Genomic DNA, 19,274 nt, shown 5'->3' with positions numbered 1-19,274 from the left:
GCCGCACCCATCCATCCATGAGCAGTCCATCCACCGCCCCCCGCCCCAGCGTCATGCAGCTGGCCATCAAGGAAAAGGGGGCCCTGTACGCGGCCTACATTCCCTTTTTTGCCGAAGGGGGCATTTTTGTCCCCACCCAGCGGGACTACAAGCTGGGCGATGATGTCTATGTGCTGCTCACGCTGCCGGACGACACGCAGCGCTATCCGGTGGCGGGGCGCGTGGCATGGGTCACGCCAGCACGGGCTGCGGGCAACCGCACCCAGGGCGTGGGCATTCAGTTTCCCAAGGACGAAAAGTCGCGCCAGCTCAAGGCCAAGATCGAGGAGCTGCTGGGCACATCCCTGGGGTCCGACCGGCCCACCCAGACCATCTGAGTTTGGCGCCGCCACCGTGCCGACCTGCGTAGGCTGGTCGGCATTTTTTATGGGCGCCCACGACGAGGGAGCGGATGGCGTATCTTTACTCCAGAGCGCTGCGCCGCCTTTGACGGCCCGCGTTGCGCCCAAGAAACGATTAATTTGAAACCGCATGTTCACTGATTCGCACTGCCATCTCAATTTTCCGGAACTGGTGAGCCAGCTGCCCGCCATCCGCCAGGCCATGGCCGAGGCACAGGTCACCCGGGCTCTTTGCATCTGCACCACGCTGGAAGAATTCGACGGGGTACATGCCCTGGCCATGGCGCACGACAACTTCTGGAGCACGGTGGGGGTACACCCCGACAACGAAGGCATTGCCGAGCCAACGGTGCAGGACCTGCTGGACCGTGCTGCCCTGCCGCGCGTAGTGGCCATTGGCGAAACGGGGCTCGACTACTACGGCATGGAAGACCGCAAGGGCGGGCGCAGCATCGCCGATCTGGAGTGGCAGCGCGACCGTTTTCGCAACCACATTCGCGCGGCCCGGGTGTGCGAAAAGCCCTTGGTCATCCATACGCGCAGCGCGTCGGACGACACCCTCGCCATCCTGCGCGAGGAAGGGGAGGATGGCCCCGGCAACCGGGCCGGCGGCGTTTTTCACTGCTTTACCGAATCGATGCAGGTGGCGCGTGCGGCGCTGGATCTGGGCTACTACATTTCTTTCTCGGGCATCGTCACCTTCAAGAGCGCCCAGGAGCTGCGCGACGTGGTGGCCTTTGTGCCGCTGGACCGCACGTTGATCGAAACCGACAGCCCCTATCTGGCGCCCGTGCCGTATCGCGGCAAGACCAACAACCCCTCGTATGTGCCCTATGTGGCCCGGCAGGTGGCCGAGACCAAGGGGCTGACGCTGGAGGAAGTGGCCGACGCCACCAGCCGCAACTTCGGCATTCTGTTCAAGGGAGTGACCGCATGATTTGCCATCGCCGCAATGCGCTGGCCACCCTGGCGCTGGGGCTTGCCGCCCCCGGCATCTGGGCCGGAGCCTATGAGGATTTTTTTGTCGCCATCCTGCGTGATGACGATGCTGCCATTGCGGCGCTGTTGCGCAGGGGTTTTGATCCCAATACGCGCGACCCGAAAGGGCAGGTGGGCCTGACCATCGCTTTACAGAATGGGTCGTCCAAAGCGTTTGCAGCCTTGCTGGCATCCAGCCAGGTGAACGTGGAAGCCCGCAATGCGCAGGACGAAAGTCCCTTGATGATGGCGGCCCTCAAGGGCAATCTGGAAGCCGTCAAGGCGCTGCTGGCACGCGATGCGGATGTGAACAAGACAGGCTGGGCGCCCTTGCACTATGCGGCCTCTGCAGGTTCGCGCCAGCATGTAGCCATCATCGCGTTGCTGCTGGAAAACCATGCCTACATCGATGCCTCATCACCCAACGGCACCACGCCCCTCATGATGGCGGCGCAATACGGTTCCAACGAGGCCGTTCAGCTGCTGCTGGATGAGGGCGCGGACCCCACGCTCAAGAACCAGCTGGGGCTCACGGCTGCCGACTTTGCCTTGCGGGTGAGTCGTACCGAATCCGCCGACAAAATCGCCGCAGCCATCCGCAAGCGCCAGCCCAACCGGGGCCGGTGGTAGATGTAGCGCTGGGATCGGCCGTTGTCGCGCGCCGGTTAGCGCGCAATAGCGTGTTCAGTGCAATGCGGCGGTTTCGCCCGAGGCAGGCCGGGCCTGCAGGCGTGCGTACAGTCCGCCCATCGCCATCAGCTCAGCGTGGGTGCCTTGTTCGGCAATGCGCCCACGCTCCATGACGATGACCCGGTTGGCATGCTCGATGGTGGACAGGCGGTGCGCAATGACCAGGGTGGTACGTCCCTGCATCAGGCGCTGCAGGGCGTCCTGTACCAGCCGTTCGGATTCGGTGTCCAGCGCCGAGGTGGCTTCGTCGAGGATCAGGATGGGGGCGTCCTTGTACAGCGCCCGCGCAATTGCCAGCCGCTGGCGCTGCCCCCCCGACAACTGCGTGGCGTTGTGACCCACCACCGTGTGCATGCCCCGGGGGAGTGCTGCCACATGTTCGGCCAGGTTGGCTGCTGCCAGGCACGCCTGCACGCGCGCCTCATCCACCGCGTGGCCCAAGGCTACGTTGGCAGCGATGGTGTCGTTGAACATCACCACGTCCTGGCTCACCATGGCGAATTGCGAGCGCAGCGATCTGAGGTCCCACTCTGGCAACGGGTTCCCATCGACCAGGATTTCACCCGAAGCGGGCGTCACAAACCGTGGCAACAGGTTGACCAGCGTAGTCTTGCCTGCCCCGGAGGGGCCGACCAGGGCGACGATTTCGCCAGGCTCCACGCGCAAGCTGATGTGGTCCAGTGCAGGGGCGTGGTCAGGGCCAAACGACACCGTGACCTGCTTGAGTTCCAGCGCCCCCTGGGCGCGGTCCTTGCGGAACTGGCCGCCCGCTTCGGCTCCGGTGTCTCCCAGCAGTGCCAGCCCCCGCTCCAGGGCGGCAACACCCCGCGTGATCGGGCTGGCGACATCGGCAAGGCGGCGTATGGGGGCGATGAGCATCAGCATGGCTGTGATGAATGACACGAAGCCGCCGACGGTGACATCCTTGGCATCCACGGTGCCACGGCTCTGCCACAGGGCAATGCAGATCACCACGGAGAGCGCAGCAGCGGCGAGTAGCTGCGTCAGCGGCGTCATGGCTGCGGAGGCGATGGTGGACTTGATCGCCAGGCGCCGCAGGCTTTGGCTCAAGGCGGCGAAGCGCCCGGCCTGGCCAGGCTGCGCGCCATGCAGCCGGACCATGCGGTGGGCCAGCACGTTTTCTTCCACCACGTAGGCGAGTTCGTCGGTGGCCTGCTGGCTGCTTTTGGTCAGGTGGTAAAGGCGCCGGGACAGGGTCTTCATGATCCAGGCCACGCCCGGCACGACCACGGCGACGATCAGCGTGAGCTGCCAGTTGAGGTACAGCAGGTACACCAGCAGCGCCACCAGTGTGAATCCGTCGCGCGACACCCCTAGCAGTGCCTGCACGAGCAGGGTTGCGCCGGTTTGCACCTCGTACACCACGGTGTTGGACAGCGTGCTGGCCGATTGGCGCGAGAACAGACCCATCTCGGCAGCGAGCACCCTGTCAAACAGCGACTGGCGCAGCGTCAGCATGCCTTCGTTGGCAATGCGTGCCAGTGCGTACTGTCCGACGAACTGGGCAACGCCACGCACAAAAAACACGCCCAGGATGGCCAGTGGCACCATCCACAGCTGGAGGGTGCCTTGCGTGAAGCCCCGGTCCAGCAGGGGCTGCAGCAATGCGGGAATCAAAGGCTCGGTGATCGCGCCCACGAGGGTGGCAACAACGGCAAGGCTCCAGGCCATTCGCTGGTTGCCAAAGTAGACAGACAGTCGGCGCAGGCGTGTGGCCAGGCTTGCAGCGGGCGGGGAGGGAGTGTTGGGAGGCGCGGCGCCCGTATCTGTGGCTTGCATGTGGCCCGGATTCTACGGTTGTGGGCGGTCAAGGTGCCGGTGAGATTTTTCTGCGCAGCAGGTTGTGGGCTGCAAGAAATCGGTGCGAATAGGTTTGGAGGTCGCACGTTTTGTCACAGGGGTTTCCCCGCAGTGTGTAACATTCGGGTTTGCCTTTCGGCATTTGTTCGGCCACCGCTGGATGCCAATGACCACAGATCGAATCCCAACACACCCATCCCCTGCGGCCTTGCCGCATCCCTTGCGCCGCCACATGCTGGCTGCGCTGATCTCGACCCCCGCACTGCCCGCCCTCGCGCAATTTCGCGTTGAGGTCACGGGTGTTGGTTTGACCCAGTTGCCCATCGCAATTGCGCCGTTCCGGGGCGAGGCGCAGTCTCCCCAGAAAATATCGGCCATCGTCCAGGCCGACCTGGAGCGCAGTGGACAGTTCCGCGCGGTAGACGCCTCCGGCGCGGTGCTGGACGAAACCGCGCGCCCGGATGTCGCACTGTGGCGCCAGAAGAGTGCGGACTCCCTGGCTACTGGCAGTGTGACGCGCCTGGCAGATGGGCGTTTCGATGTGCGCTTTCGCCTTTGGGATGTGGTGAAGGGGCAGGACCTTGGTGGCCAGAGCTTTGTGGTCACCCAAGGCGATCTGCGCCTGGTGTCGCACCGCATTGCGGATTTCATCTATGAAAAGCTGACGGGCGAGCGCGGCATTTTCTCGACGCGTATCGCCTATGTCACCAAGACAGGCTCCCGGTACAGCCTGTGGGTGGCAGACGCTGACGGAGAGAATGCCCAATCGGCACTGTCGAGCCCGGAGCCCATCATCTCCCCTGCATGGTCGCCCAGCGGGGGGCAACTGGCCTATGTGTCGTTTGAATCGCGCAAACCGGTGGTCTATGTGCATGATGTGGCCTCCGGCCGCAGGCGCTTGATTGCCAATTTCCGGGGGTCCAACAGTGCCCCTGCCTGGGCTCCGGATGGTCGATCCCTCGCCGTGACGCTCAGCCGTGACGGGGGATCTCAGCTCTACACCATTGACGCCAACGGTGGCGAGCCGCGCCGCCTCATGCAAAGCGCTGGCATCGACACGGAGCCCATGTTCTCCGGTGACGGCCGCAGCATTTACTTTGTCAGCGACCGTGGCGGCGCGCCGCAGATCTACAAGGTCTCCACATCTGGCGGCAACGCGGAACGTGTGACGTTTACCGGCAGCTACAACATCTCCCCCAGCGTCAGCCCCGATGGCCGCTGGCTGGCCTACATCTCCCGTGTCGGTGGGGCTTTCAAACTGCACGTGATGGACCTGTCCTCGGGCACTGTGAATGCGGTCACCGACACAACGGCAGATGAGAACCCCAGCTTTGCCCCCAATAGCCGCCTTATCGTTTATGCCACCCAGCAGCAAGGGCGTGAAGCGCTCATGACCACCACGCTGGACGGCAAGATCAAGGCCCGGCTCGCGGGGCAGGCGGGCGATATCCGTGAGCCCGATTGGGGCCCGTTTCAAAAGCAATGAACTTATCAGCACTTTCAAGTATCAAGTTTTCAGGAGAATTTTGGATGATCAAACGTTTTACCCTTGCCCTTACCGTTGTCGCCCTCGTTGCCGGGTGCAGCTCTGGCGTGAAGCTGGACGATGTGCCTGTCGAAGACAAGAACGCCACGTCTACCATGGGTGGCAATAGTGGTGCCAACTCTGGCAATACCGCGCAGAGCGGTGTTGCTGGTGTGGACCTCGGCCAGTCGGGCCGCGATGCTGCAGGCCCAGTGGGCGTGAGCCGTATCGTTTATTTTGATTACGACAGCTACGTGATCAAGCCCGAATTTCAGTCGCTGATTGAGGCGCACTCTCGTTTCATCAAGGCCGGCACCAATCGCAAGCTGATGATTGAAGGACACACGGACGACCGAGGTGGTCGTGAGTACAACCTGGCGCTCGGCCAGAAGCGCGCCGAGGCAGTGCGCCGTTCGCTGGCTCTGCTCGGCGTGCAGGACAGCCAGATGGAAGCCGTGAGCTTTGGCAAAGAAAAACCAGCAGCCCAAGGCAATTCTGAAGACGCGCACGCCCAAAATCGCCGGGCTGAACTGTCTTATCGTTGATGCGCACGATTTCTTTGTCCTACCCGCTCAAGGCGGTGGCGGCAGTGATGCTGTCCGTGGCCTTGCTGCCCACGGGCCACGCCGCAATTTTTGAGGATGGCGAAGCTCGCCGCGCCATTCTCGAAATGCGGCAGCGCGTGGATGGCATGCAGCTGTCTCAGCAACGGTCCGCAGAGGAAGTGCGCAGGCTCAGTGAAGAGAACGCCCAGCTGCGGCGCAGTCTGCTGGATCTGCAAGGTCAGATTGACACGCTGCGCACGGAGCAGTCCACACTTCGCGGTCAGAACGAACAGCTGTTGCGCGATGCTGCTGACCTGCAGCGGCGCCAGAAAGACATCGCCCAGGGGGTAGACGAGCGCCTGCGTCAGTTTGAACCTGTGAAGGTGACCTTGGACGGCCAGGAGTTCCAGGCAGATCCTGCTGAGAAAAAGGACTTTGAAGCCGCACTGGCCGTGTTTCGCTCAGGCAAGTTTCCAGAAGCTGGAGCAGCATTTGCAGCCTTTGTGCGGCAGTATCCGCGCAGCGGTTTTGTCCCGTCTGCGCGTTTCTGGCTTGGGAATGCTCAATACGCTACCCGGGACTACAAGGAAGCCATTGGTAATTTCAAGCTGATGCTGTCTGATGCCCCGGCTCATGCGCGGGCACCAGAGGCGGCTTTGTCCATCGCCAATTGCCAGATTGAACTCAAAGACACACGAACTGCCCGCAAGACCCTGGAAGACCTTGTGCGCGCCTACCCGCAGTCCGAGGCGGCTGTGGCGGCGAAAGAGCGCCTTTCCCGATTGAAGTAATGGTCGGCGAAGCGCCTTTGCAAGCCCCGGCAGGGGGTGTTGAAGATGCAGCGCTGGAGCGTCGCTTTGGCGGACTGGAACGGCTGTACGGCGTACAAGGCGCTCGGCGTATCCGCCGGGCGCATGTGGTGGTGGTGGGGGTTGGGGGGGTGGGCTCGTGGGCCGCTGAAGCCTTGGCACGCAGTGGGGTAGGGCAGATCACGTTGATTGACCTCGACCATGTGTCCGAGTCGAACATCAATCGCCAAATCCATGCACTTACCGATACCGTCGGCCAGGCCAAGGTTCTTGCAATGCGCGATCGGATTGCGCAAATACACCCTCAATGCAGCGTCCACTGCGTGGAGGAATTCGTGGATGCCGACAATTGGCCTGGTTTGCTTCCTGAGTCCGTTGATGCGGTGATTGATGCGTGCGATCAGGTGCAAGCCAAAACGACCATCGCGGCCTGGGCTCAGGCCCAGAAGGCTCTGCATATCACGGTCGGGGCGGCTGGCGGTAAGCGCCATGCGCACAAAGTGGATGTGGACGATCTCGCTTTGACGACCCACGATCCTCTGCTGGCGCAACTGCGCTATCGCTTGCGCAAGCACCATCGGGCAGCCCGTGATGGAAAAAAAATCGGAGTGACCTGCGTCTTCAGCAGAGAAGCCGTGGCGCCTCCCGATCCGTCCTGCAATGTGGATGGCGATGGTTCTCTGAACTGCCATGGATACGGTTCGGTCGTTGCGGTGACGGCGACCTTTGGTCAGTGCGCTGCAGGGTGGGTATTGGACAAACTTGCCGCAACTTCCAAAAATACTGAAAAAACGACGCTATAATCCGAGGCTTTGCAGCAGTCAGTCATGATTGGTTGCAACCGGTTGGGACGTTAGCTCAGTTGGTAGAGCAGCGGACTTTTAATCCGTTGGTCACAAGTTCGAATCTTGTACGTCCTACCAAGAACATAAGGCTCTGTAGCAATACAGAGCCTTTTTTCTTTGCTGCATCTTTTGTAGCAATGTGTTGAGCTGCACGGCGCATCTGTTCCGCAATTGCTGCAGCTGTTCCGCAAACTGCAGCAAATCCGCACTAGGCGACACCTTTCTTCCAACCCGTGCCTTTGGTGGGGTAGCTGGGGACCTGTGCCAACTCAACATTGGTGGAAAGTGCCATCGATCGCCCCGTCCACTGGTGTCCACAAACCACCATTTGGATCGCATGGGTCGAAAAATTTGGCAAAGCGTTACCGCAAGTGGGATCGAATTGCTGCAGCCTGAGACTTGTATCCGTTTTTCTCTAAGTGACGAACGAACACTTCCCAGGGCGGGATGTTGCTCATGTATGGCTTCCCGGGACCGCTATACATACCTCCGCCGGGTCCTGAGTACAGCCCACCGCCTGGTCCTGAATACAACCCACCACCGGGACCCGTGTAAAAGCCTCCACCTGGGCCGCTATACATCCCGCCGCCGGGACCTGTGTAGAGCCCGCCACCGGGGCCTGTGTACATGCCCCCCCCAGGGCCGCTATACATGCCACCGCCCGGACCGGTGTATGCACCTCCACCTGGTCCCGTATACAGGCCTCCGCCCGGTCCTGTGTATTGGCCTCCATCGGGACCCGAATATTGATTGCGTGGCCAAACCATCGTGCTTCCTTACATTCGTCGATGTAATGTATTCTGCGGTATCAGCCGGAAAAGCTCCAGAAGATCCCATGGGTGAGATATGAACGCATACGTAATCATTGGTGATGCAAACACCAGAAAATCCTCTATCCTTCGTTGTCTGACTGGGTGCTTCAATAGAAGTGATCGAGACATATTGCTCTCCAGCGGCAGGCAAATACGTGTCTACGCAAGAGTGTCGTCTCTTCAAGAGTCCAAGACGACACCGCAGGATTTTTTGAAAGAAGTCCGACTTAGAGGTTGTTCGGACGTTGTATTCTGTCTTTGGCCTGATGCGAACCCCAAGGATCCTCGGCGTTTCCCGGATAGTGACTCTTACATTAATTTTTTTCGACAAGCCGGCTGGGTTTTCAAAGGGGCGGCAATCCTTGGAAATACAGGGATTGCCCCAGGTGTGAAAAACGTTTGCCGCGTTCCTTCTGTTAGAACCCAACCGATAAATGTCAGTGCCCAGCTTGTTCGTACTCAATTTGGCTGGTAAATATCGGCTCAAACCCATCTGGAGATAGCTGTCGCATCCCGGACGATCATATGGTCGCTTGAGAAACAGGTGCGGGTGGGTCTGGTACCACTCTTTCATCGCCTGCATCGGCGTACTGCTCTTGAGCGCTGACTGCGGTAGCTGGTGGTTGTACAACGCCACATAGCGCAACAAGGTCTGCTCCATGTCTTCGCGGCTGTTGAATCGGTGGGTCTTCAGAACGTCCGCAATGCGGCCGTTAAATCGCTCCACCATGCCGTTGGTTCTGGGTGTTCTGGGCTTGGTCAGTCGGTGCTCGATGCCTAACTCCTGGCACAGTTGATCGAATTCATGGTTGCCGCTGGGTTCGCGTTCCCGGCTGGCAAACAGACGGTCCGTGAACTCTTTGCCGTTGTCGGTCAACAGCTTGTTGATCCTGATCGGACAGGCCTTGTGCAACGCCTTGAGGAAGGCCTGTGCACTGGCGGCGGTCTTGTTGGACTTGAGCTGCACAAACACCCAACGCGTGGCCCTATCGATAGCCACGAACAGGTAGCGCCGGCTGCTCTCATCCTGCATCTGGGGCAGGTACTTCACGTCCATGTGCACGTAGCCTGGCTCGTAGCTCTTGAAGGTCTTGTAGGCCAGCGCAGGCTGCTGGGGCTTTAGAGCATTGAGGTTGCCCGCTCCATGGCGGCGCAAGCACCTGTCCAGCCCGGAGCGCGAGACATGGGGACAGATGAACTCCCGTGTCACGGCCAGCAGGTCATCCAAAGGCAGCAGCAAGGTACGCCGCAAGTGAACCACCACTGTTTCTTGTGCTGGCGTAAGCACGGTCTGCAGGTGGTGGGCAGTGTGAGAGCGGTCTGCAAAGACGGAACGCTTCTTCCACTTGTAGACCGTCTGCTCAGTGATCCCAAAGCGCTGGGCCAGGACGCTGGCTGGTTCATCGCTGGCTGCGATCTCGGCACGCACGGCGGGCGTGGTGCGGGCGTTCTTGTGCAGGGCTATCAACATGGCTTCACTCCCTGGGTGGATTGCAAGGACTCTATCAACTCCTTTAGAACCGCTCGCGCCATGAAGAGTGGATAGCGTTTGGAGTCTATGCAATCGTCCGGGATGCGACAGATAGCCCGTTTCTGCCGACCCTGCCGACACTCTGTTGCTCAAGGCGCGGTGCGGCTTCGCGGCCCGTTTTTTAGCCGAATGGGGTGACGTGATTTGACGGCGATTGCTTTTTTGCTCGCGCGATTTTCGGGGGCGGGTTGCATCGCGCTCCTATATATAATTTTGTGGATTTTTTGCCACATGGTTTCAATTGTTTACTGTTGTTAGTATTGCACACCGTATGATAAATTTTGCATGGCAATGATATTGCAATGCAAATGTGCCTACACGTCACTTTATATTATGTGATTGTAGGGTGCTGAAATTCAATATTTTATAGATATGAATCATTCAATTGCAAAAGCGATAGTGACAGGTATCTCTGCCTTGGGCATGGCAACCTTAGGCCACGCTGAGTCTTTCACTGTCCAGCTAGACGGTCCGATGGATCCCTTGTACGGAATTCAGAATAACTCATTGCATGGAAAGCTAACCACATGTGGATATAAGCTCCAAAGTGAAAATCATCCAGGCTGTACTGGCAACGTGTGGTACGGCGCATGGTTTGACGGGCCAATCAATCCATATAAATATAATGGAAATACATATTTTCAGGTGCCGCACTCTCAGAATTTTAGATTTAATTTGCCGAACCACAACTGGGGAGATCGCTTAACTTGGATTATAGAGCCTGCCAGTTTTACTGCGGGATATCCAGAGGGTGCTCTACTTAGCCCTCCCGTAAAAGATACAGTTGAATCTCACTACAATATGGCCCATTGGATATATTCGCCGTATGTGGTAGGTTCGACTATTTATGGCCTGACTCACCACGAATGGTATCCAAATACAATGCCGTTCGGCGGAAAAATAGTAGCTAACAGCGTTCCGGTATGGGGAATAGGCTGGATCAGCTCAACCAATGGAGGGGCGAGTTGGGCGATGAAGCCCATTAATTATGGTGCACCAAGCAACGCAGACAGGCTGGTGATTGTTCCTGAACCACACAGCAGCACCTACACCCAAGAATATGGTTTCGCGCACCCTTCAAACATTGTAAAAGAAGGTATTTATTATTACGCCTTTGTGACTTCTCTATCTAACAAGCCAGGAGGCGTTCAAGAGCGCGGTGTTAGCATCATTCGTACATCGAACCTTGCTTCTGCGACTGGCTGGCAGTTCTGGAATGGCTCAAGCTGGACTACCGTAAATCACGGGACATATCAAGGAGGAAGCAGCACTCAACAACCCTATATCTTCTGGAAGGAAACCGCCAACGCATGCACCACACTGCTTGCACACAACGTTCGCAAACATTCCCCTAGTGGAAAATGGATTGTTTTAGGCTCCGCCTCCTGTTTCAGTAACCCCTATCGCGCCACATTTACCTGGATTGATAATTTGTCTAATCCCTCCCTCCTTGACAAAACTACCGCAGGGCAGCCTAGATATCCTGAGTTCATCAATCAAAATGGCCATAGTATGCCAGCAAACAAATATGTGAGCTTTTTCAATGTTGATGCAACCGTCAACTCGGGCGACAATTACGAAACAATTGGGAACAAGCCGCTTTTAGTTGGTGTTGATCAAAGCCTGGAATTTATATCTCATCAATTTCTGACCATCACTTACACGCCATAGAATTGCAATATATTCGGCATTAAAATTTAATGGGTCGCATGTTGCGATCCATTATTTTTCAGATGAAAACTTATGAAATTGGCAGCATCCGGCTGTTCTAGATTGGGGCATAACTGTCGCATCCCGGACGATTGCATAGACTCCAAACGCTATCCACTCTTCATGGCGCGAGCGGTTCTAAAGGAGTTGATAGAGTCCTTGCAATCCACCCAGGGAGTGAAGCCATGTTGATAGCCCTGCACAAGAACGCCCGCACCACGCCCGCCGTGCGTGCCGAGATCGCAGCCAGCGATGAACCAGCCAGCGTCCTGGCCCAGCGCTTTGGGATCACTGAGCAGACGGTCTACAAGTGGAAGAAGCGTTCCGTCTTTGCAGACCGCTCTCACACTGCCCACCACCTGCAGACCGTGCTTACGCCAGCACAAGAAACAGTGGTGGTTCACTTGCGGCGTACCTTGCTGCTGCCTTTGGATGACCTGCTGGCCGTGACACGGGAGTTCATCTGTCCCCATGTCTCGCGCTCCGGGCTGGACAGGTGCTTGCGCCGCCATGGAGCGGGCAACCTCAATGCTCTAAAGCCCCAGCAGCCTGCGCTGGCCTACAAGACCTTCAAGAGCTACGAGCCAGGCTACGTGCACATGGACGTGAAGTACCTGCCCCAGATGCAGGATGAGAGCAGCCGGCGCTACCTGTTCGTGGCTATCGATAGGGCCACGCGTTGGGTGTTTGTGCAGCTCAAGTCCAACAAGACCGCCGCCAGTGCACAGGCCTTCCTCAAGGCGTTGCACAAGGCCTGTCCGATCAGGATCAACAAGCTGTTGACCGACAACGGCAAAGAGTTCACGGACCGTCTGTTTGCCAGCCGGGAACGCGAACCCAGCGGCAACCATGAATTCGATCAACTGTGCCAGGAGTTAGGCATCGAGCACCGACTGACCAAGCCCAGAACACCCAGAACCAACGGCATGGTGGAGCGATTTAACGGCCGCATTGCGGACGTTCTGAAGACCCACCGATTCAACAGCCGCGAAGACATGGAGCAGACCTTGTTGCGCTATGTGGCGTTGTACAACCACCAGCTACCGCAGTCAGCGCTCAAGAGCAGTACGCCGATGCAGGCGATGAAAGAGTGGTACCAGACCCACCCGCACCTGTTTCTCAAGCGACCATATGATCGTCCGGGATGCGACACATAACCACCCGTCATGCACATGACCTGTATTGTCGGCTAGGATGTCCTGAATAACTCGGATTCGCGAGTACTACAAGGCCGATATTTTCAGATGGCTTCACTGATACCGTTTTGCCGACATCGAGCCTTGTTTTGCGGTTCTCTTTCGGGCCGCTTTTGCGGCTCCTCGCCTGTGTTCAGGCGCACTCATCCTTGGCCCCCCAAGCAGTTGGTGGCGCACCATCTACAGATTGGATAGCGCAAACAGCGTCTTGAGCTGCAGGGTGTTTTTCTTGAGTCCCCGGTAGCGCACCTTATCGTAGCCAAACTGCCGCTTGATCACCCGAAATGGGTGTTCCACTTTGGCTCGGATGCTGGCTCTGATCTTCTCCACCCTGTCTATCAGCGCGTCTATGGGGTTGTTTTCCTTGTCCAACTCGTTGCGTTTGCCTGGGCGCATCGCTACATGCCAGGTGACATCCTTCTTGGCGTCCGGGCGCTTGTGCACGCCGTGGTACCCAGCATCACCAAAGGCATCTGTCTCCTCGCCGTGGAGCAAGCTGTTGCCCTCAACGACGTCGGACACGTTGCCCGAGGTGCAGATGACGGTGTGTACCAGCCCGAGTCTGCGTCCACACCAATGTGGCCTTCATGCGGTAATTTCTGTTCCGCAACTCCGAACGGCCGTTAGCATTCATGCGGGTCGTAGCCTGGCATTGCAGCGCTACTTGCGGAAGTACCTTACTGCTAACTTATTGATTTAAAAAGGTTTCCCCTTGGCCTTTTAATCCGTTGGTCACAAGTTCGAATCTTGTACGTCCTACCATGCGAATCAAGGCGCCAGTCTTTTGGCGTAAACAAAGGCCTCCTTGCGGAGGCCTTTGTTTTTTGTGATCCGCACGTTCAATGCAGTGCCATGTTATTCAAGGCCCCGATTGTTGTATCACTTCATTTTGTTACGCGGATTCAGTGCTGGTGCTGGGTGAAAACAGGTCCCAGCTCGCAATGAAAAGCGCCGCAATAACTGGTCCTATCACGAAGCCCGTCAACCCAAAGAGCGCCATGCCTCCCAGGGTGGATATCAGCACAACGTAGTCTGGCATCTTGGTGTCCTTGCCCACCAAAATCGGACGAAGGACGTTGTCAACGAGGCCTATAACGCCAACGCCAAACGCAGTCAGCACCACGCCTTGCCAGACTGCACCCGTGGCCAGGAAGTAAATTGCCACCGGCACCCAGATCAGCCCCGCTCCCACGGCGGGAAGCAGCGACAGGAAGGCCATGGAAACACCCCACAGCACGGGGCCCTGAATGCCCAGGATCCAGAAAATCAAACCGCCCAGCGCTCCTTGGGAGGCCGCCACGACAATGTTGCCTTTGACCGTGGCGCGAATGACGGTGGTGAACTTGCTGACCAGTTGCCGCTTATGTGTTTCGTCCAGGGGGGTGGCCTGGCCAATGCGCAAGGCCAGGCTCGATCCGTCACGCAACAGGAAGAACAGCAGATAGAGCATGATGCCGAAGCTCACGATGAACTGCAGCGTGTTCTGGCCAATACTCAGTGCCTGTGTGGCCACAAACTGGCTGGCCTGGACGGCGACGGAAGAGAACTTTTGTTGCAGCTCGCCAACGGTCGTGAGATTCAACCGGTCCAACAAATTGGCGGCCCAGGCGGGCAGGGCGGCGATCACCTGCTGTAAGTAGAGTCCAAAATTTAGCTGGCCCGACCGCATCCGTTCATAGATTATCGTGGCTTCCTGGGCCAGGGATACCGTGATCGCTGTCATGGGAAGGATGACCACAATAAGGCACAGTCCCAGGGTACACAGCGCTGCAAGATTGCGCCGCCGGGGCATGCGCCGCAGCAGTTTGCGGTGCAGGGGGGCAAACAAGATGGCCAGGATGACGCCCCAGAAGACGGCGCCGTGGAACTGCCAAAGGATGGCTCCAAAGGCGATGGTGACGAGGGCCAGCAGCAGCAAAAAGACTTTGTTCTGGAGGGTGGGTGGCGTCATGAGGGTAGGTGGCAATGAGATACCCGGAATGTACGCGAGCCAGGTTTGTAGCCGCTTGTTGCGCCAGCGTGTCAGCACCGGCCCCACCATTTCCGTAGGGCGGTCGGCCATTCGGTGGCACAATGGCGCCCGTACCAAGGCCCTTCCCCAGCCACAGTCGCATCCGCCAATCGGTTCAGCCGTGTCGCGGAAGGTTTCTCAACCAGCTAATGCTTTCCCAAGGAAAGCGGAGGTCAGCGGAATATGAGCGATACGACGTCCGTCTATCAAGCCTACCAAGGCAACACTTACCTCTTCGGCGGCAATGCGCCCTATGTCGAAGAGATGTACGAGAACTACCTCGCCAACCCAGGTAGCGTGCCAGACAATTGGCGCGAGTACTTTGATGCACTTCAACATGTGCCTGCGGTGGATGGCAGCAATGCCAAAGACGTCCCCCACCTCCCCGTCATCAACGCTTTTGCCGAACGCGCCAAACAGGGCGGCACCAAGGTTGTTGTGGCAACGGGTGCGGACTCTGAGCTGGGCCGCAAGCGCACTGCCGTCCAGCAACTGATCGCAGCCTACCGCAACGTGGGCCAACGCTGGGCTGATCTGGATCCCCTCAAGCGCACCGAGCGCCCCGCCATTCCTGAACTCGAGCCCTCTTTCTATGGTTTCAGCGACGCTGACCAGGAAACGGTGTTCAACACGAGCAACACGTTCTTCGGCAAAGAGTCGATGCCGCTGCGCGAGTTGATCAATGCGCTGCGCGAAACATACTGCGGCTCCATCGGCGCCGAGTATATGTATGCCACTGACCAGAACCAGAAGCGCTGGTGGCAGGAAAAGCTGGAAAAGATCCGCAGCAAACCCAGCTTTGGTGTGGACAAAAAAAAGCAGATCCTGGACCGCCTGACGGCCGCCGAAGGTCTGGAGCGTTTCCTGCACACCAAGTACGTCGGCCAGAAGCGTTTCTCCCTGGAAGGGGGTGAAAGCTTCATCGCCGCCATGGACGAGCTGATCCAGTCCGCCGGTGCCAAGGGCGTCCAGGAAATCGTGATCGGCATGGCCCACCGGGGTCGCCTCAATGTGCTGGTCAACTCGCTGGGCAAGATGCCCAAGGACTTGTTCGCCGAGTTTGACCACACGGCCCCTGAAGACCTGCCTGCCGGTGACGTGAAATACCACCAGGGCTTCAGCTCGGATGTGACCACCCCTGGCGGCCCGGTCCACCTGTCGCTGGCATTTAATCCTTCCCACCTGGAAATCGTGAACCCCGTGGTCGAAGGCTCCGTGCGTGCCCGCATGGACCGCCGCGCCGACCCGCACGGCAAGCAGGTGCTGCCGGTGCTGGTGCATGGTGATGCGGCCTTTGCCGGCCAGGGTGTGAACCAGGAAACCCTGGCGCTGGCCCAGACCCGTGGCTACTACACGGGTGGCACGGTGCACATCATCATCAACAACCAGATCGGTTTCACCACCTCCGACCCGCGTGATACGCGCTCCACGCTGTATTGCACCGACATCGTCAAGATGATCGAGTCGCCCGTGCTGCACGTGAACGGTGATGACCCCGAAGCCGTGGTGCTGGCCACCCAGCTCGCCCTGGAGTTCCGCATGGAATTCAAGAAGGACGTGGTGGTGGACATCATCTGCTTCCGCAAACTGGGCCACAACGAGCAGGACACCCCGGCTCTGACCCAGCCGCTGATGTACAAGAAGATCGGCCAGCACCCTGGCACGCGCAAGCTCTATGCCGACAAGCTGGCGGCACAGGGCCTGGGTGAGTCGCTGGGCGACGATATGGTCAAGGCCTATCGTGCCGCCATGGATGCCGGCAAGCACACGGTCGATCCCGTCCTGACCAACTTCAAGAGCAAGTACGCCGTGGACTGGAGCCCGTTCCTGGGCAAGAAGTGGACGGACGCTGGCGACACCGCCATTCCTCTGGCTGAGTGGAAGCGCCTGGCCGAGAAGATCACGACCATTCCTGAAAGCGTGACGCCGCACCAGTTGGTCAAGAAGGTGTATGACGACCGCGCTGCGATGGGCCGTGGCGAGATCCCTGTGGACTGGGGTATGGGCGAGCACATGGCGTTCGCGTCGCTGGTGGCCAGCGGCTACCCGGTGCGCCTGTCGGGCGAAGACTGTGGCCGAGGCACGTTCACGCACCGCCACTCGGTGATTCATGACCAGAAGCGCGAGAAGTGGGACATCGGCACCTATGTGCCCCTGCAGAATGTGGCCGAGAATCAGGCTCCGTTCGTCGTGATCGACTCGATCCTGTCGGAAGAAGCTGTGCTGGGTTTTGAATACGGCTACGCCTCCAACGACCCCAACACCCTGGTGATCTGGGAAGCGCAATTCGGCGACTTTGCCAACGGTGCGCAGGTCGTGATCGACCAGTTCATCGCCTCGGGTGAAGTGAAGTGGGGCCGCGTCAACGGCATCACGCTGATGCTGCCACACGGCTACGAAGGCCAGGGCCCTGAGCACAGCTCTGCCCGCCTCGAACGCTTCATGCAGCTGTCGGCCGACGCCAACATGCAGGTGGTGCAGCCCACCACCGCCAGCCAGATCTTCCATGTGCTGCGTCGCCAGATGGTGCGTGATCTGCGCAAGCCGCTGATCATCATGACGCCCAAGTCGCTGTTGCGGAACAAGGATGCGACTTCGCCGCTGTCCGAGTTCACCAAGGGCAGCTTCCAGACGGTGATTCCCGAGCAGGACGAAGCCATCGTCAAGAAGGCCGCCAAGGTCAAGCGTGTGATCGCCTGCTCCGGCAAGGTGTACTACGACCTCGTGAAGAAGCGCACCGAGCGCGAAGACGACGATGTGGCCATCATCCGCGTGGAGCAGCTCTACCCCTTCCCGCACAAGGCATTTGCCGCTGAACTCAAGCGCTACCCCAACGCCACCGACGTGGTGTGGTGCCAGGACGAGCCGCAGAACCAGGGCGCTTGGTTCTTCGTGCAGCACTACATCCACGAGAACATGCTCGAAGGCCAGAAGCTGGGCTATTCCGGCCGCGCGGCTTCCGCGTCACCTGCCGTGGGCTACTCGCACCTGCACCAGGAACAACAAAAGGCGCTGGTGGACGGCGCGTTTGCCAAGCTCAAGGGTTTTGTCCTGACCAAGTAAGGCCAGCTGCGACCCGACAACAGAACAAAACCCCATTCCGAAAGAATTGATATGGCTATCGTAGAAGTCAAAGTCCCCCAGCTGTCCGAATCCGTGGCCGAGGCCACCATGCTGACGTGGAAGAAAAAGGCCGGTGAGGCTGTGGCAGTGGATGAGATCCTGATCGAGATCGAAACCGACAAGGTGGTGCTTGAAGTGCCGGCCCCCTCGGCTGGTGTGCTGGCTGAAATCATCCAGGGCGACGGCGCCACCGTGGTGGCCGAGCAGCTCATTGCCAAGATCGATACCGAAGGCAAGGCCGGCGCGGCCGCTCCTGCCGCCGCTGCTGCTGCACCCGCTGCCGCCACGGCGTCGGCTCCTGCCCCCGCACCAGCGGCTGTTGGCGGCTCCAAGGGCGACGTGGCGATGCCCGCTGCCGCCAAGCTGCTGGCCGAGAACAACCTGTCCGCATCGGCTGTGGCCGGCAGCGGCAAGGATGGCCGCGTGACCAAGGGTGACGTGCTCAGCGCTGTGGCGGGTGGTGCCGCCAAGGCTGCTGTTGCTGCCCCAAGCGCCATCCCCACGGGCGTGCCCACCAAGGCACTGCCCCAGGTGTCGGCCCCGGCCGCCAAGGAAGACCTGGGCGACCGCCCCGAGCAGCGCGTGCCCATGAGCCGCCTGCGCGCCCGCGTGGCCGAGCGCCTGCTGCAGTCGCAATCGACCAACGCCATCCTGACCACGTTCAACGAAGTGAACATGGCGCCGGTGATGGACATGCGCAAGAAGTTCCAGGACACGTTCACCAAGGAGCATGGCGTGAAGATCGGCTTCATGAGCTTCTTCGTGAAGGCTGCCGTGCATGCCTTGAAGAAGTACCCCGTGCTGAACGCCTCGGTCGATGGCAACGACATCGTTTACCACGGCTACTTCGACATCGGCATCGCCGTGGGCTCGCCCCGTGGCCTGGTGGTGCCTATCCTGCGCAATGCCGACCAGATGAGCTTTGCCGACATCGAGAAGAAGATCGCCGAATTCGGCAAGAAGGCCGCTGAAGGCAAGCTGGGCATTGAAGAAATGACGGGCGGCACGTTCTCGATTTCCAACGGTGGCACCTTCGGCTCGATGATGTCCACGCCCATCATCAACCCTCCCCAATCGGCCATCCTGGGCGTACACGCCACCAAGGACCGCGCTGTGGTGGAGAACGGCCAGATCGTTGTGCGCCCGATGAACTACCTAGCCATGTCGTACGACCACCGCATCATCGACGGCCGCGAAGCCGTGCTGGGCCTGGTGGCGATGAAGGATGCGCTGGAAGACCCATCGCGCCTGCTGTTCGACATCTAAGGCGAATAGTG

Annotated in this window: 13 protein-coding genes, 1 tRNA gene and 2 pseudogenes; 12 read left to right on the top strand and 4 right to left on the bottom strand. The window is 59.1% G+C overall.

Going from position 1 to position 19,274, the window contains the following annotated elements; genetic code table 11:
• The first annotated feature begins 17 nt into the window (after positions 1–17).
• From EXV95_RS05910 to EXV95_RS05900, 3 genes are all read left to right on the top strand, one after another.
• Complete coding sequence (locus EXV95_RS05910) at positions 18–377, top strand: PilZ domain-containing protein (RefSeq protein ID WP_010465538.1); 360 nt, start codon at positions 18–20, stop codon at positions 375–377.
• A 154-nt stretch (positions 378–531) separates the two neighbouring features.
• Positions 532–1,338, top strand: a complete 807-nt coding sequence (locus tag EXV95_RS05905; protein ID WP_176886159.1) for a TatD family hydrolase — start codon at positions 532–534, stop codon at positions 1,336–1,338.
• Entirely contained in the window at positions 1,335–2,009 is a 675-nt protein-coding gene (locus EXV95_RS05900) for an ankyrin repeat domain-containing protein (RefSeq protein WP_176886158.1), read from the top strand. The genes EXV95_RS05905 and EXV95_RS05900 overlap by 4 nt, the downstream gene beginning before the upstream one ends.
• Positions 2,010–2,063: 54 nt before the next feature.
• On the opposite strand, the gene msbA is transcribed toward EXV95_RS05900, so the two are convergent.
• Positions 2,064–3,869, bottom strand: coding sequence for a lipid A export permease/ATP-binding protein MsbA (msbA, locus tag EXV95_RS05895; protein ID WP_176886157.1), 1,806 nt, complete (start codon positions 3,867–3,869; stop codon positions 2,064–2,066).
• Between the two features lie 187 nt (positions 3,870–4,056).
• On the opposite strand from msbA, the gene tolB reads away from it, so the two are divergent.
• The 5 genes from tolB (at position 4,057) to EXV95_RS05870 (ending at position 7,692) form a co-directional block, all read left to right on the top strand.
• Positions 4,057–5,376: a Tol-Pal system beta propeller repeat protein TolB gene (tolB, locus tag EXV95_RS05890; protein ID WP_176886156.1), complete on the top strand. Its 1,320-nt coding sequence runs from the start codon at positions 4,057–4,059 to the stop codon at positions 5,374–5,376.
• Between the two features lie 44 nt (positions 5,377–5,420).
• A complete protein-coding gene (pal, locus tag EXV95_RS05885; RefSeq protein ID WP_176886155.1) occupies positions 5,421–5,960 on the top strand; it encodes a peptidoglycan-associated lipoprotein Pal in 540 nt (179 codons plus the stop codon).
• Entirely contained in the window at positions 5,960–6,751 is a 792-nt protein-coding gene (gene ybgF, locus EXV95_RS05880; RefSeq protein WP_176886154.1) for a tol-pal system protein YbgF, read from the top strand. The genes pal and ybgF overlap by 1 nt, the downstream gene beginning before the upstream one ends.
• Entirely contained in the window at positions 6,751–7,572 is an 822-nt protein-coding gene (locus EXV95_RS05875) for a ThiF family adenylyltransferase (protein WP_176886153.1), read from the top strand. The genes ybgF and EXV95_RS05875 overlap by 1 nt, the downstream gene beginning before the upstream one ends.
• Positions 7,573–7,616: 44 nt before the next feature.
• A tRNA-Lys gene (locus tag EXV95_RS05870) sits at positions 7,617–7,692 on the top strand.
• A gap of 1,239 nt (positions 7,693–8,931) precedes the next feature.
• On the opposite strand, the pseudogene EXV95_RS05865 reads toward EXV95_RS05870, so the two are convergent.
• A pseudogene (locus EXV95_RS05865) lies at positions 8,932–9,897 on the bottom strand (IS481 family transposase); the annotation flags it as partial.
• A gap of 432 nt (positions 9,898–10,329) precedes the next feature.
• On the opposite strand from EXV95_RS05865, the gene EXV95_RS05860 reads away from it, so the two are divergent.
• Entirely contained in the window at positions 10,330–11,628 is a 1,299-nt protein-coding gene (locus EXV95_RS05860) for a hypothetical protein (RefSeq protein ID WP_176886152.1), read from the top strand.
• 224 nt (positions 11,629–11,852) lie between these two features.
• A complete protein-coding gene (locus EXV95_RS05855; protein WP_176886151.1) occupies positions 11,853–12,824 on the top strand; it encodes an IS481 family transposase in 972 nt (323 codons plus the stop codon).
• Positions 12,825–13,043: 219 nt separating this feature from the next.
• Here EXV95_RS05855 and EXV95_RS05850 read toward each other — a convergent pair.
• Both EXV95_RS05850 and EXV95_RS05845 read right to left on the bottom strand, forming a co-directional pair.
• Positions 13,044–13,450, bottom strand: a pseudogene (locus EXV95_RS05850) (transposase); the annotation flags it as partial.
• A 305-nt stretch (positions 13,451–13,755) separates the two neighbouring features.
• Positions 13,756–14,814 carry an AI-2E family transporter gene (locus EXV95_RS05845; protein WP_176888972.1) on the bottom strand — a complete coding sequence of 353 codons (1,059 nt, stop codon included), beginning with the start codon at positions 14,812–14,814 and terminating at the stop codon, positions 13,756–13,758.
• Positions 14,815–15,057: 243 nt separating this feature from the next.
• On the opposite strand from EXV95_RS05845, the gene EXV95_RS05840 reads away from it, so the two are divergent.
• Both EXV95_RS05840 and odhB read left to right on the top strand, forming a co-directional pair.
• Positions 15,058–17,937 (top strand): 2-oxoglutarate dehydrogenase E1 component, encoded by a 2,880-nt coding sequence (locus EXV95_RS05840; RefSeq protein ID WP_176886150.1) that lies wholly within the window; start codon positions 15,058–15,060, stop codon positions 17,935–17,937.
• Positions 17,938–17,988: 51 nt separating this feature from the next.
• Positions 17,989–19,263 carry a 2-oxoglutarate dehydrogenase complex dihydrolipoyllysine-residue succinyltransferase gene (gene odhB, locus EXV95_RS05835; protein WP_121420343.1) on the top strand — a complete coding sequence of 425 codons (1,275 nt, stop codon included), beginning with the start codon at positions 17,989–17,991 and terminating at the stop codon, positions 19,261–19,263.
• The last annotated feature ends 11 nt before the right edge of the window (positions 19,264–19,274 follow it).

It is taken from the genome of Acidovorax sp. JMULE5, from assembly GCF_013376875.1.
Classification (GTDB): Bacteria; Pseudomonadota; Gammaproteobacteria; order Burkholderiales; family Burkholderiaceae_C; genus Acidovorax; species Acidovorax facilis.
The sequence above is the reverse complement of the archived record's forward strand: the minus strand, read 5'-3'. Positions and strand labels throughout refer to the sequence as shown.